Here is a 13,602-nt window from a genome sequence, read left to right on the forward strand (position 1 = left end):
ATTTGCATGATTAACCAGAGGCTTCACATCGTCTATGTCTGGCTGGCAACGAATTTACTATAAATTACTGAATTTACCATTAAGGGCGCTGGTAAAAAGCAAGTCGATTCCGGCGCAACCTGCGCAGGAATTAGGCCTGGATACCTCGCGTCCCATTATGTACGTCCTGCCCTACAATTCGAAGGCGGACCTGCTGACGCTGCGCGCGCAATGTCTGGAACATGAGTTACCGGACCCGCTGGAGCCGCTCGAGATCGACGGCGCCCTGCTTCCGCGCTACGTATTTATCCACGGCGGGCCGCGCGTGTTCACCTATTACACGCCGAAAGAAGAGTCTATCAAGCTCTTTCACGACTATCTGGATTTACACCGCAATCATCCCGATCTTGACGTGCAGATGGTGCCGGTTTCGGTGATGTTCGGTCGCGCGCCGGGGCGTGAAAAAGGCGAGGTTAACCCGCCGCTGCGTATGCTCAACGGCATTCAAAAATTCTTCGCCGTTCTGTGGCTGGGCCGCGATAGCTTCGTCCGTTTCTCGCCTTCGGTCTCGCTGCGCAAGATGGCGGACGAGCACGGTACCGATAAAACTATCGCTCAGAAGCTGGCCCGCGTGGCGCGCATGCACTTCGCCCGCCAGCGCCTGGCGGCGGTTGGCCCGCGCCTGCCTGCGCGCCAGGATCTGTTTAATAAACTGCTGGCGTCAAAAGCCATTGCCCGCGCGGTAGAAGACGAAGCGCGCAGCAAGAAAATTTCCCATGAGAAGGCTCAGCAAAACGCTATCGCCCTGATGGAAGAGATCGCCGCGAACTTCTCCTATGAGATGATTCGCTTGACCGACCGCGTGCTGGGCTTTACCTGGAACCGGCTGTATCAGGGTATCAACGTCCATAACGCCGAGCGTGTCCGCCAGCTGGCGCACGAAGGCCACGAGATAGTCTACGTCCCGTGCCACCGCAGCCATATGGACTATCTGCTGCTCTCTTACGTCATTTATCATCAGGGCCTGGTGCCGCCGCATATCGCTGCCGGCATCAACCTGAACTTCTGGCCCGCCGGGCCGATTTTCCGTCGCGGCGGCGCGTTCTTTATTCGCCGCACGTTCAAGGGCAATAAGCTCTACTCAACCGTATTCCGCGAATATCTTGGCGAGCTGTTTAGCCGCGGCTATTCGGTGGAGTACTTCGTTGAGGGCGGTCGTTCACGTACCGGTCGTCTGCTGGATCCGAAAACCGGCACCCTGTCGATGACCATCCAGGCGATGCTGCGCGGCGGTAACCGCCCTATCACCCTGGTGCCGATTTACATCGGCTACGAGCACGTGATGGAGGTCGGCACCTACGCCAAAGAGCTGCGCGGCGCGACGAAAGAGAAAGAGAGTCTGCCGCAGATGCTGCGCGGCTTGAGCAAGCTGCGCAATCTCGGCCAGGGCTACGTTAACTTCGGCGAACCGCTGCCGCTGATGGCCTATCTGAACCAGCACGTGCCGGACTGGCGCGAATCTATCGACCCTATCGAAGCGGTCCGTCCTTCCTGGCTGACGCCGACGGTGAATAACATCGCCTCGGATCTGATGGTACGCATCAATAATGCCGGCGCGGCAAACGCCATGAACCTGTGCTGTACCGCGCTGCTGGCGTCGCGTCAGCGTTCGCTGACCCGCGAGCAGCTCACCGAGCAGTTGGAGTGCTATCTCGCCCTGCTGCGCAACGTGCCATATTCAGCGGATGCGACCACGCCTGCGGCCTCAGCCAGCGAGCTTATCGACCACGCGCTGCAGATGAACAAGTTCGAAGTCGAGAAAGATACGATTGGCGATATCATCATTCTACCGCGCGAGCAGGCCGTCCTGATGACCTATTACCGCAACAACATCGCCCATATGCTGGTGATGCCGTCGCTGTTAGCCGCCATCGTCACTCAGCATCGTCGTATTACCCGCGCCGAAATTCTGCGTCACGTCGAGATGTTCTATCCGTTCCTCAAGGCCGAGCTGTTCCTGCGTTGGGAAAAAGCGGAGCTGGCGGGCGTCGTCGATGCGCTGATCGCCGAGATGCAGCGTCAGGGTCTGATCGCCCTGAACGACGATGAGGTGAGCGTTAATCCGTCTCACGCCCGTTCTCTGCAGCTGCTGGCCGCAGGCGCGCGCGAAACGCTGCAGCGCTACGCCATCACCTTCTGGCTGCTGAGCGCCAACCCGTCAATCAACCGCAGTTCGCTGGAGAAAGAGAGCCGCACCGTGGCGCAGCGCCTGTCCGTTCTGCACGGCATCAATGCGCCGGAGTTCTTCGATAAAGCGGTGTTCAGCACGCTGGTGCTGACCCTGCGCGACGAAGGCTATATCAGCGATACCGGCGACGCCGAGCCGGAAGAGACGTTGAAGATCTACCGCATGCTGGCGGATCTGATTACTTCTGATGTGCGGTTAACGATTGAAAGCGTTACCCAGGATGAAGCGTAACGTTTAACAAGATATCCCGGCCTGCGCCGGGCTACCGGACCATGCGGTTTTGTAGCCCGGCTTTGGCGTTTACGCCGCAAGCCGGGAAACCCACAGCGCTACTGCATATATCCCATCGCCAGGCCAAGAAACAGCACCAGCCCAACGTAGTTATTGTTCATAAACGCCTTAAAGCAGGCATCGCGTTCGCGTTTAAATATTAGCTTCTGCTGCCAGGCGAACAGCGCCGCGGCGATAAACAACGACCAGTAATACTCCCAGCCCAGCCCGCTCAGCCAGCCCACCGCGGCCATCAGGCCCAGTACCGCCACCTGTAAGATACCAATGATTAAGCGATCGTTGTCGCCAAACAGGATCGCCGTCGATTTGATACCGATTTTGACGTCATCATCGCGATCGACCATCGCATACTGGGTGTCGTAGGCCACCGCCCATAGGATATTGGCGAGGAACATCAGCCAGCAGCTCAGCGGCAGCGACTCGCTCACCGCCGAAAACGCCATCGGGATCGACCAGCCGAACGCCGCGCCCAGTACGACCTGCGGCAGGTGGGTGTAGCGTTTCATAAACGGATACACCCACGCCAGGGCCAGCGCCGCTATCGACAGCAGAATGGTCATGGTGTTCAGGGTCAACACCAGCAGGAATGAAAGCAGCACCAGCACAACAAACAGCGTTCGCGCCTCTTTTTCGCTCACATCGCCGCTCGGCAGCGGGCGGCGGGCCGTACGTTTGACGTGACCGTCAAACTTGCGATCGGCATAGTCGTTGACCACGCAGCCAGCGGCGCGCATCAGCCAGACGCCGGCGACGAAAACGGCGAGGATCCATAGCGGCGGTATCCCCGGCGTCGCCACCCATAGCGCCCACAGCGTCGGCCACAGCAGCAGCAGCGCGCCGATCGGTTTGTCAGTACGCATCAGGCGATGAAACGCCAGCAGCTTGTTCTGCGTCAGACTCCACTCCATTTCATTTTCCTCTCAATACAACGGCGATGCAGGCAAAAACAGTTCCGTCAGCAGCAGCGGTTTGCCGCTCAACCGGAGGCGGGAACGGCGCCCCCACAGCTCTGCATGACGACCAATTTCAATAAAATCGCGGGTTAGCGTCGATGACGTGAAGAGATAGCGGCCCAACGGCGTTTGTCCCAGCTGTTGTAGCGCCAGTTCAGGGCCGCTCAGCGTTGATTCCGGCACGATGGTGCGACCGGCCAGCCAGGGTTCACCGTTGGCGCAAAGAATGATTTCCCGCAGCCAGTAGCGGGGTTCGCTCGGTAACAGGGACTCCTCACCGGCCAGCGCCTCGCATCCAACAAAGCCTTCGTTAACCATGATGACGCTGACTTTCTTCCCCTGCTGCTCAAAGCGTTTGGTCATTGAGTCTTCCAGCAATAGCCAGTCGCGCAGATGCGCATCCAGCGGGGGTATCTCGGCAAAATAACGCAGCGCACGCAGTTGCGTAAGCGCGGAATGTGGCATGCCTGAATCTCCGGTACATAACGTAAAGGTATTGTATCGCAGAATGGAGGATGGGGGGCGGGCAAACGTCAATATACGATCATCCGCGCAACAGCCGTGCAACAGAGGCCGCCGCGCGCTAAAAAAAAGTGCGCCCGAACGGACGCACCTAAAGGCTGTGCCTAAACATCAGCATTGCGGGGAGACGGTCACCCCTTGCCTTTTACACTGCTGATAAAGGTGGAACGAGCAGATTTCGAGCCAAGACGTTCAGCTTCGTTCATCAATTTCAGGGCCTTGTCGATATCGCCTTTCGCAACCGCCTGCTTGATACCGTTGTTGAAGTAGGTTTCGGTATCGTCGAGCATCGGTTCGCTTTTCGCCGCTGGAGCCGGGGCCGGAGCGGCGACCGGCGCGCTATAGGCAGGAGCAGCGGTATTACCGACGGTAACAGGCCCCGGACCTGACGAACCGAACAACGGGCCAACCAGTACGCTGGAGGCGGTAGAGGTTTTCACCTTCAGGCTAATGGTACCGTTTGTAACGTGTTTCGCGATGGGATCCGGAATATCCGGCACCGCATTGCCGGTACCTTTGGCATAAGCCTTCGCCGGATCGATTAATTTAGTGGTCTGCTGCAAATCCTGCGGCGTGGTAAAAACCAGCACATAAATTTTCTGCTGTCCCAGCGCCGGAGTCAGGCGCATTACGCCTTCCAGACGATCTGAACTCATCACTCCCGGTTCAAGATAGGTAAAGTAGCTGCTGGGGAAGAACGCGGATGGCGTCATATTTTGGTCAAGAATCAGCACGTTCGGCGCATATACCGCAGTTTGTTTTTCCACTTCGCTGGTTAACGTAATATTGAGCTCGCCAATATTCGCCGGAACGCTGTATGCGGCGACCGGGCCACTGATACCGGGGACATTGAGCGTCTGTCCGGCCACGGCGAGCTTTGTCGTCTGCGTTTTGGATTGATCGACCGGAGTCCAGGTTAGCTGCTGCAACGCAGAGGCTGGAATCGACGGCGCGGCAGAGGTGTTCTGCGGCACGAAATTAACATCAGCAAAACTGACTGCGGGTACGCAGGCCATCAGGCCGACGGACAGGCAGAGGGCAACGAGACTTTTCTTCATTTTCATTGTTATCACCTCAATTCCGATGGCCGAGCGGTAGCCAGGCAATAGCGCGCTGGGCCTAAGATAGAGGGGCTTACGCCCCTCTTTTAGTTACGAACGGTTAGATTCGATTACCACCAGATTTCCATCTGGGCACCGAAGGTCCACTCGTCGTTATCGCCACGGCTAAAGGTTTTAGCGCTGGTGTCGTTGTACGCTACGCCGCTATCGTTATAGCCCCATTTCTCATCCCATTTGGCGTACGTTGCGAATACGCGGATTGCCGGACGGGACCAGATGCTGTCCCCAGCCTGCCACTGTTGTGCCAGAGTTACTTTATACTGGCTGTTACGATCGCTGGTGCGTTGAGATTTGACGTTGTCGTAGCCGATTTCCATCAGGGTGCTCATGATAGGCGTCCACTTGTACATTGGACGAACGCCGACGGTCCACCACTGGGTACCATTGTTGTTGTCGCGGTCGATATCCTGGTACATACCGACGTACATCAGATCCCAGCTATCGCCGAGAGAGATCGCACCGTGGTCCAACACGCGCCACATAGATCCATCGTTATTAATGCTGCCGCCCTGCGGAACACCTTTACCGCTGGAGGTCATAGAGTCAGTCGCATACTGCAGAACAAATTTGTTAAAGCCTTTCAGCATGCTCTGAGTATGCTCAGCGGTGAGCATCCAGCCGTCTTTGGAAGCGCCCGGCTGCAGTGAGTAATCATCAGGGATGTTTGTGTGGCCGTAGTCAACGCCCAGTTCCAGCGTGCCGCCCGGGTTAGTTTCCAGACCGGCTAAACGCACGTCGAATACATCATTCGGCACGATATTGTCATAGACGCGATTACCGAACTTGTCGCGATCGGCGAAGGTGCCGGAGCCGCCGGATTCAGAAGAACGCGTTGCTGCCAGAGAGAGTTTACCGAAGCCCAGATCGATGTTTTCAATACCCGCACCAGGACCAGAAATATCCCAGTAGTAGAAGTCGATCATATGAACGTCATGACGCTGGTAGAAGCGCTTACCGGCCCAGATGGTGGAGCCTGGCAACCATTCGATCAGGTTTTTACCCTGCACGTTAGCTTCACGGAATGCCGGACTGGTGGATTCCCAGTCGTTCTGCTGTGACACAGAGTAAGCGACGTTGGTATCGAAGTAGAAGCTCTTATCACCTTCTTTCCATACTTCCTGGCCCAGCTTCAGTTCCGCATAGGTTTCACATTCGTTACCCAGACGGTATTTACTTTGAGCGCCGGTTGCCTGGAAGCACTGTTGTTCACCGCCGCTGCCGGTCCAGCCGATACCAGAACGAGCATAGCCGTGGAAATCAACGGCCAGCGCCTGAGCAGACATAACGCCTGCCGCAACGGCGACCGCCAGTGGAAGTTTGCGCAGAGTAATCATCATTCTATCTCCTGAGATCATTGCTTTTCTTTGAACGCTTCGCCTGTTGTTGCGCCTGTTTTTCGACGCTGCAGGGTGCACGTTTTTTTTAATGGGAAGCCTTACACGCCCGGCTCTTTATGCAGCCGACGACAAGCGGTGCCATCCTCACGGAATAAATGGCAGCGCTCCGGCGGCAAACCGATGGCGAATGTGGCTCCCTCTTCTACCAGCACCACGTCATTCTGGCGGTAAACCAGGTTTTGACGGATGGATGGGATCTGGATATGAATTTGCGTTTCGTGGCCGAGCTGTTCGACCACCTGAACTTCACCTTCAAGGGTGACGTCGGCGATATCGCTGGGCAGCAGATGTTCCGGGCGAATACCTAAGGACATGTTGGCGCCGACCTGAACGCGGGCGCTGTCCACCGGCAGCCAGACCTGCTGACGGTTCGGCAGCTCCACCTGCACCTGCTCAATGGCGGTAGCGGTGACCTTAACCGGCAGGAAGTTCATCTTCGGCGAGCCGATAAAGCCCGCGACGAAGCGATCCGCCGGGTAGTGATAGAGTTCGAGAGGCTTGCCGACCTGCGCGACGCGACCGGCGTCGAGCACCACAATTTTGTCGGCGAGGGTCATCGCTTCGACCTGGTCGTGGGTCACGTAAATCATCGTGCGGCCAAGACGCTTATGCAGACGGGAAATCTCAATGCGCATCTGTACGCGCAGCGCGGCATCAAGGTTGGAAAGCGGTTCATCGAGCAGGAAAACGCGCGGTTCAGCCACCAGGGTACGGCCAATCGCCACGCGCTGGCGCTGACCGCCGGAAAGCGCCTTAGGCTTACGTTCCAGCAGATGGGCCAGCTGCAGTACCTCCGCCACTTGGGTCACGCGCTGGTTAATCAGCTCTTTTTTGGCGCCGGCCAGCTTCAGGCCAAAAGACATGTTTTCCGCGACGGAAAGATGGGGGTAAAGCGCATAAGACTGAAACACCATCCCGATACCGCGCTCGGCGGGCGGGACATCATTCATTCGGGTATCGCCAATCAGCAGATCGCCGCTGGTCACCGTTTCCAGCCCGGCAATCATACGCAGCAGGGTGGATTTGCCGCAGCCTGATGGCCCAACAAACACGACGAACTCCCCATCCTGGATCTCGAGATTGATATCTTTTGATACCACCACGTCACCCCAGGCTTTCGTTACATTTCGCAGCTGTACGCTCGCCATGCCCTTCTCCCTTCGTTACAACCTGTCACTTAACGACACATTCAAGATGGGGTGACTATGCGGCATTCATTAGTCTGGTAAATCCTCCACCCCCCGGCTTTTTCATGGGGGAGGAGACGGGAGGATGAGAGATGACGTCTCGCCGCCGGGGGGGACGGGTCGATACCGATTTCGTGATGCAGCCTGCAAAATTGGCCGCCTTTTTATGTGCTCCAGGACTCATAACCGGCATTTCTGCTATGGAGATCACACAATCGGGGGATGGGGCGTAGACATGGGGAGGATGGAAAGAGGTTGTTAAAAAAGGAAACTCATCACCGTTAAGCCACTCAAGTGTATCCACGAGCACATCACCAAATAGGACGGGTATATGAAAATCAAAACTGGCGCTCGCATCCTCGCGCTGTCTGCATTGACCACGATGATGTTTTCCGCCTCTGCCCTCGCAAAAATCGAAGAAGGTAAGCTGGTTATCTGGATTAACGGCGACAAAGGCTACAACGGCCTCGCTGAAGTGGGTAAAAAGTTTGAAAAAGACACCGGCATTAAAGTATCCGTAGAACATCCGGATAAGCTGGAAGAGAAATTCCCGCAGGTTGCCGCGACCGGCGACGGCCCTGACATCATTTTCTGGGCCCACGACCGTTTTGGCGGCTACGCCCAGTCTGGCCTGCTGGCGGAAATCTCCCCGGACAAAGCTTTCCAGGACAAACTCTATCCGTTCACCTGGGACGCGGTTCGCTATAACGGCAAGCTGATTGCCTACCCGGTTGCCGTCGAAGCGCTGTCGCTGATCTATAACAAAGACCTGGTGCCAAATCCGCCGAAAACCTGGGAAGAGATCCCGGCGCTGGATAAAGAACTGAAGGCGAAAGGTAAGAGCGCGCTGATGTTCAACCTGCAAGAACCGTACTTCACCTGGCCGCTGATCGCTGCCGACGGCGGCTATGCGTTCAAGTTTGAAAACGGCAAGTACGACGTGAAAAACGTGGGCGTGGATAGCGCTGGCGCGAAAGCTGGCCTGACCTTCCTGGTCGACCTTATCAAGAACAAGCATATGAACGCCGACACCGACTACTCCATCGCGGAAGCGGCATTCAACAAAGGCGAAACCGCGATGACCATCAACGGTCCGTGGGCGTGGTCTAACATCGATAAGAGCAAGGTTAACTACGGCGTTACCCTGCTGCCGACCTTCAAAGGCAACGCGTCTAAACCGTTCGTTGGCGTACTGAGCGCCGGTATTAACGCCGCCAGCCCGAACAAAGAACTGGCGAAAGAGTTCCTCGAAAACTACCTGATGACCGACCAGGGTCTGGATGAAGTGAACAAGGACAAACCGCTGGGCGCGGTCGCGCTGAAATCCTTCCAGGAGAAACTGGAAAAAGATCCGCGTATCGCCGCCACCATGGCGAACGCCCAGAAAGGCGAAATCATGCCGAACATCCCGCAGATGTCCGCCTTCTGGTATGCCGTTCGTACCGCAGTGATCAACGCAGCTAGCGGTCGCCAGACCGTCGAAGCGGCGCTGAAAGACGCACAGTCTCGTATCACCAAGTAATACGGTTTCCCTTATTTCTTAGAGAATAAGGTTTGTTGAATACGTTGTTACACGAAATCATTCGCGCTACATCGAGGCGGCAAGGATGACAAATCCCCAGGCGCTTACATCAGTAAGTGACTGGGGTGCGCATCCGCAGCCAACAAAGAGGTAGCGCGAAGGATAAAGTGTAAAGAGGATGATCCCCATGGATGTCGTGAAAAAGAAGCACTGGTGGCAAAGCCCGCAGCTCACATGGTCTGTGATCGGCTTGCTGTGCCTGCTGGTGGGTTACCTTGTTGTTTTGATGTACGCCCAGGGGGAGTACCTGTTTGCCATCATGACGCTGATTTTAAGCTCGGTTGGCCTGTATATTTTTTCCAATCGCAAGGCCTACGCCTGGCGCTATGTTTATCCGGGTCTCGCCGGGATGGGGCTGTTCGTCCTGTTCCCGCTGATCTGCACGATCGCAATCGCTTTCACCAACTACAGCAGCACTAACCAGCTGACCTTCGAACGCGCCCAACAGGTACTGATGGACCGCTCCTTCCAGGCGGGCAAATCCTACAACTTCGCGCTCTATCCGGCGGGAGATGAGTGGAAGCTGGCGCTGACCGACGGCGAAAGCGGCAAAAACTATCTTTCCGACGCCTTTAAATTCGGCGGCGAGCAGAAACTGGCCTTAAAAGAGGCTGACGCCCTGCCGGAAGGCGATCGCGCCACGCTGCGCGTGATTACGCAAAACCGTACCGCCCTGAACCAGCTGACCGCCGTGCTGCCGGATGAAAGCAAAGTCATTATGAGCTCCCTGCGTCAGTTCTCCGGTACTCAACCGCTGTACGCGCTGGCCAATGACGGTACGCTGACCAACAACCAGAGCGGCGTGAAATATCGTCCCAACGCCGAGGTCGGTTTCTATCAGGCGATCAACGCCGACGGCAGCTGGGGCAGCGAAAAGCTCAGCCCGGGCTACACCGTAACCATCGGCTGGGATAACTTCACCCGCGTGTTCCAGGATGAAGGGATCCAGAAACCGTTCTTCGCGATTTTCGTCTGGACGGTGGTGTTCTCCGTTCTGACCGTGATTCTTACCGTTGCGGTCGGCATGGTGCTCGCCTGTCTGGTCCAGTGGGAAGCCCTGAAGGGCAAAGCGATTTACCGCGTACTGCTGATTCTGCCGTATGCCGTACCGTCGTTTATCTCGATTCTGATTTTCAAAGGCTTGTTCAACCAGAGTTTTGGCGAGATCAACATGATGCTCAGCGCGCTGTTCGGCATCAAGCCGGCCTGGTTTAGCGACCCGACTACCGCGCGCACGATGATTATCATCGTCAACACCTGGCTGGGCTATCCGTACATGATGATCCTGTGCATGGGCCTGCTGAAAGCGATTCCTGACGATTTATACGAAGCCTCGGCAATGGATGGCGCTACGCCGTTCCAGAACTTCTTCAAAATTACGCTGCCGCTGCTGATCAAGCCGCTGACGCCGCTGATGATCGCCAGCTTCGCCTTTAACTTTAACAACTTCGTGCTGATTCAGCTGTTGACCAACGGCGGGCCGGACCGGCTCGGCACCACCACGCCGGCGGGCTACACCGACCTGCTGGTGAGCTATACCTACCGCATCGCCTTTGAAGGCGGCGGCGGTCAGGACTTCGGCCTCGCGGCGGCTATCGCCACGCTGATCTTCCTGCTGGTAGGCCTGCTTGCGATTGTTAACCTGAAAGCCACACGTATGAAGTTTGATTAAGGGAGATAACGATTATGGCTATGGTTCAACCCAAATCTCAGAAGCTGCGCCTGTTTACCACGCATCTCCTGCTGCTGATTTTTATCGCGGCGATTATGTTCCCGCTGCTGATGGTCATCGCTATCTCTCTGCGCGATGGGAACTTCGCCACCGGTAGCCTGATCCCTGAAAGTATCTCCTGGGAGCACTGGCGGCTGGCGTTAGGCTTCAGCGTTGAACACGCTGACGGTCGCGTCACGCCGCCCCCCTTCCCGGTCCTGCTGTGGCTGTGGAACTCCATCAAGGTGGCCGGCATTACCGCCATTGGCATCGTCGCGCTCTCTACTACCTGCGCTTACGCTTTTGCCCGTATGCGCTTCCCGGGTAAAGCCACGCTGCTGAAAGGGATGCTGATTTTCCAGATGTTCCCCGCGGTTCTGTCGCTGGTCGCGCTGTATGCCCTGTTTGACCGTCTCGGCCAGTACGTGCCGTTCGTCGGCCTGAATACCCACGGCGGCGTCATCTTCGCCTATATGGGCGGTATCGCGCTGCACGTCTGGACGATTAAAGGTTACTTCGAAACCATCGACGGCTCGCTGGAGGAAGCGGCGGCGCTGGACGGCGCCACCCCGTGGCAGGCTTTCCGCCTGGTGCTGCTCCCGCTGTCGGTACCGATTCTGGCGGTGGTGTTTATTCTGTCGTTCATCGCCGCGATTACCGAAGTACCGGTGGCCTCCCTGCTGCTGCGCGATGTGAACAGCTATACCCTGGCGGTCGGAATGCAACAGTATCTCAACCCGCAGAACTATCTGTGGGGCGACTTTGCCGCTGCAGCGGTGCTCTCCGCTATTCCGATTACCGTAGTGTTCCTGCTGGCCCAGCGCTGGTTGGTCAACGGCCTGACGGCAGGCGGAGTGAAAGGTTAATTTTTTGTAACACCCGCCCCAAATTTCAGATGAGGGCCGGCGGTTTAGCGGCAATGCGCGTCCCCAACCGGGCATTGCCGCCGCCGCCCTCAGCTGAAAAAGTAAGGCAAATGCCACTGCTATCCTCAACTGGACCCTACATAAATTCTATTTGTGACTGTTGGTCAGCGGCCCTGGAGGCCGCTTTTTTTTATTCGCGTTTCAGGCGGTTGGAATTACACAGCCAAAGCGTAATCACCAGAATCAGGATCGCAGCGGAGTAAATCAGCACCGCCATAGGCGACTCATGATCGATAATGATCAGGCGGACGATGGCGGTGATGCCGATATAGACAAAGTAGCGCAGCGGGAAGTGAAATCCCGACTCAAAATACTTCACTATCAGCGCGATAAACTCGAAATAGAGGAAGTAGACGACCAGCCCCTCCACCAGCTTGTACTTGCTGACAGGCTCCGGCGTAAACAGGACGTGCGCCAGATGCAACGTCTCCTTGCCCAGAAATACGATCAGAATGACCCCCAGGCACAGCAGGCCAAGATTCAAAACGGTTTGCATTGCGGTTGCAATAAAACTCACCAACGGACGATAAACCGGCGGCATAGATACACCTCATAATCATCATTATTTGTGACCTGTATAACGCAAAAGTGTGATCCAGATCGACATTATTCGTTAACTTTTTGCCACCGGCGGCGTAAATGTAACAATCACTTGCCACACTGACAGGTTAAAAAGGAAACAACCATGTTCAAAATTCGTATTGCAGGGCCAGAAGATGCAGCCTTGCTCAACGAAATGGCCAATGCCAGCTATCGCCACCACTTTGCCCATCTCTGGCACAACGCCGATGAACTGGAGCACTACCTGCAGCAAGAATATTCCATGGCCGCGCTGGCGCCCAGCCTGGCCGATCCGCAGTGCTGTTGGTTGATTGCGGAAGCCGCGCGCCCTGTCGGCTTTGCTAAATACGCCTGTGGTCAGAATATTCATCCCGAGGGTCCCTCCGGCACGCTGCTGCATAAGCTTTATCTGCTGCCCGACGCCACCGGACATCGCTACGGCGAGCAGATTTTCCGCGCCGTCGAGACGCGAGCAAAAGAGAAGGGTGAACGCTGGCTATGGCTGGAAGTGCTCGCCGCGAATACCAGCGCCCGCCGTTTTTATGAACGCCAGGGGATGCAGCACGTGAAGGATGTGGCATTTCATTCTGCAACCCAGGAAAGCACACTCCATATTCTGGCTAAACCAATCTGAGAGGCAGCATGCATACCCTTCGTGAAACCGCCATTCGCAACGTCGCCAGCGGCGAAAACGTGGTGATTTACCAGCCCGCCAACCTCTACGACTGCACGCTTGGCGATAACGTCTTCGTCGGGCCATTTGTGGAGATTCAGGGCCATACCCGCATCGGCAACGACAGCAAAATTCAGTCCCACACCTTTATCTGCGAGTACGTGACCATCGGCGAGCGCTGTTTTATCGGCCACGGCGTGATGTTCGCCAACGATATGTTCCGCGAGGGAAAACCCAACGCCGACCGCGAGAGCTGGGGAAGAATTGTGATTGGCAACGATGTGTCTATCGGCAGCGGCGCAACCATTCTGGCGGTCAGCATCTGCGATGGGGTCGTGATTGGCGCGGGCAGCGTGGTGACCAAATCCATTACTGAGAAAGGCGTGTGGGCCGGGAACCCGGCAAAGCTGCTGCGCCAGCTATAACAAAAATGCCGGCCACATGGGCCGGC

The 13,602-nt window shown here is 56.4% G+C and carries 12 protein-coding genes; 6 read left to right on the plus strand and 6 right to left on the minus strand.

All coding sequences use genetic code 11. The features are described 5' to 3' along the window. The first annotated feature begins 34 nt into the window (after positions 1 to 34). Positions 35 to 2,458 carry a glycerol-3-phosphate 1-O-acyltransferase PlsB gene (plsB, locus tag ACE3MN_RS24990; RefSeq protein WP_004137573.1) on the plus strand — a complete coding sequence of 808 codons (2,424 nt, stop codon included), beginning with the start codon at positions 35 to 37 and terminating at the stop codon, positions 2,456 to 2,458. 98 nt (positions 2,459 to 2,556) lie between these two features. Here the strand turns inward: plsB and ubiA are convergent, their stop codons facing one another. From ubiA to malK, 5 genes are all read right to left on the minus strand, one after another. Then, complete coding sequence (ubiA, locus tag ACE3MN_RS24995; RefSeq protein ID WP_024360182.1) at positions 2,557 to 3,426, minus strand: 4-hydroxybenzoate octaprenyltransferase; 870 nt, start codon at positions 3,424 to 3,426, stop codon at positions 2,557 to 2,559. Between the two features lie 12 nt (positions 3,427 to 3,438). Then, positions 3,439 to 3,936 carry a chorismate lyase gene (gene ubiC, locus ACE3MN_RS25000; protein WP_004137576.1) on the minus strand — a complete coding sequence of 166 codons (498 nt, stop codon included), beginning with the start codon at positions 3,934 to 3,936 and terminating at the stop codon, positions 3,439 to 3,441. 188 nt (positions 3,937 to 4,124) lie between these two features. Then, complete coding sequence (gene malM, locus ACE3MN_RS25005) at positions 4,125 to 5,057, minus strand: maltose operon protein MalM (RefSeq protein WP_004137577.1); 933 nt, start codon at positions 5,055 to 5,057, stop codon at positions 4,125 to 4,127. A gap of 107 nt (positions 5,058 to 5,164) precedes the next feature. Further along, the gene (locus tag ACE3MN_RS25010) at positions 5,165 to 6,451 is read right to left on the minus strand and encodes a maltoporin (protein WP_004137578.1); all 1,287 of its coding nucleotides are present in this window, start codon (positions 6,449 to 6,451) and stop codon (positions 5,165 to 5,167) included. Between the two features lie 98 nt (positions 6,452 to 6,549). Next, the gene (malK, locus tag ACE3MN_RS25015; RefSeq protein WP_004097762.1) at positions 6,550 to 7,659 is read right to left on the minus strand and encodes a maltose/maltodextrin ABC transporter ATP-binding protein MalK; all 1,110 of its coding nucleotides are present in this window, start codon (positions 7,657 to 7,659) and stop codon (positions 6,550 to 6,552) included. 370 nt (positions 7,660 to 8,029) lie between these two features. Here malK and malE point away from each other — a divergent pair, with 370 nt between their 5' ends. The 3 genes from malE (at position 8,030) to malG (ending at position 11,857) form a co-directional block, all read left to right on the plus strand. Continuing rightward, positions 8,030 to 9,220: a maltose/maltodextrin ABC transporter substrate-binding protein MalE gene (malE, locus tag ACE3MN_RS25020; RefSeq protein ID WP_004137579.1), complete on the plus strand. Its 1,191-nt coding sequence runs from the start codon at positions 8,030 to 8,032 to the stop codon at positions 9,218 to 9,220. 187 nt (positions 9,221 to 9,407) lie between these two features. Further along, on the plus strand, positions 9,408 to 10,952 hold the full coding sequence (gene malF / locus ACE3MN_RS25025) for a maltose ABC transporter permease MalF (RefSeq protein WP_004137580.1): 1,545 nt from the start codon (positions 9,408 to 9,410) through the stop codon (positions 10,950 to 10,952). 14 nt (positions 10,953 to 10,966) lie between these two features. Next, positions 10,967 to 11,857 carry a maltose ABC transporter permease MalG gene (malG, locus tag ACE3MN_RS25030; RefSeq protein WP_375364212.1) on the plus strand — a complete coding sequence of 297 codons (891 nt, stop codon included), beginning with the start codon at positions 10,967 to 10,969 and terminating at the stop codon, positions 11,855 to 11,857. Between the two features lie 190 nt (positions 11,858 to 12,047). Here malG and psiE read toward each other — a convergent pair whose 3' ends face one another. Further along, on the minus strand, positions 12,048 to 12,458 hold the full coding sequence (gene psiE / locus ACE3MN_RS25035) for a phosphate-starvation-inducible protein PsiE (RefSeq protein WP_004097754.1): 411 nt from the start codon (positions 12,456 to 12,458) through the stop codon (positions 12,048 to 12,050). Positions 12,459 to 12,602: 144 nt separating this feature from the next. Here psiE and ACE3MN_RS25040 point away from each other — a divergent pair, with 144 nt between their 5' ends. Together ACE3MN_RS25040 and ACE3MN_RS25045 are read left to right on the plus strand one after the other, a co-directional pair. Next, on the plus strand, positions 12,603 to 13,112 hold the full coding sequence (locus ACE3MN_RS25040; protein WP_024360181.1) for a GNAT family N-acetyltransferase: 510 nt from the start codon (positions 12,603 to 12,605) through the stop codon (positions 13,110 to 13,112). A gap of 8 nt (positions 13,113 to 13,120) precedes the next feature. Further along, entirely contained in the window at positions 13,121 to 13,576 is a 456-nt protein-coding gene (locus tag ACE3MN_RS25045) for an acyltransferase (protein ID WP_049131414.1), read from the plus strand. The last annotated feature ends 26 nt before the right edge of the window (positions 13,577 to 13,602 follow it).

It is taken from the genome of Klebsiella grimontii, from assembly GCF_042137965.1.
GTDB classification, from domain to species: domain Bacteria; phylum Pseudomonadota; class Gammaproteobacteria; order Enterobacterales; family Enterobacteriaceae; genus Klebsiella; species Klebsiella grimontii.

Bases quoted from the DNA above. Each gene is read 5' to 3' on its own strand.
- ACE3MN_RS25040 (WP_024360181.1), top strand. From the start codon at position 12,603: ATGTTCAAAATTCGTATTGCAGGGCCAGAAGATGCAGCCTTGCTCAAC.
- malK (WP_004097762.1), bottom strand. From the start codon at position 7,659: ATGGCGAGCGTACAGCTGCGAAATGTAACGAAAGCCTGGGGTGACGTG.
- malM (WP_004137577.1), bottom strand. From the start codon at position 5,057: ATGAAAATGAAGAAAAGTCTCGTTGCCCTCTGCCTGTCCGTCGGCCTG.
- psiE (WP_004097754.1), bottom strand. From the start codon at position 12,458: ATGCCGCCGGTTTATCGTCCGTTGGTGAGTTTTATTGCAACCGCAATG.
- ACE3MN_RS25010 (WP_004137578.1), bottom strand. From the start codon at position 6,451: ATGATGATTACTCTGCGCAAACTTCCACTGGCGGTCGCCGTTGCGGCA.
- malF (WP_004137580.1), top strand. From the start codon at position 9,408: ATGGATGTCGTGAAAAAGAAGCACTGGTGGCAAAGCCCGCAGCTCACA.
- malG (WP_375364212.1), top strand. From the start codon at position 10,967: ATGGCTATGGTTCAACCCAAATCTCAGAAGCTGCGCCTGTTTACCACG.
- ubiC (WP_004137576.1), bottom strand. From the start codon at position 3,936: ATGCCACATTCCGCGCTTACGCAACTGCGTGCGCTGCGTTATTTTGCC.
- ubiA (WP_024360182.1), bottom strand. From the start codon at position 3,426: ATGGAGTGGAGTCTGACGCAGAACAAGCTGCTGGCGTTTCATCGCCTG.
- ACE3MN_RS25045 (WP_049131414.1), top strand. From the start codon at position 13,121: ATGCATACCCTTCGTGAAACCGCCATTCGCAACGTCGCCAGCGGCGAA.
- plsB (WP_004137573.1), top strand. From the start codon at position 35: ATGTCTGGCTGGCAACGAATTTACTATAAATTACTGAATTTACCATTA.
- malE (WP_004137579.1), top strand. From the start codon at position 8,030: ATGAAAATCAAAACTGGCGCTCGCATCCTCGCGCTGTCTGCATTGACC.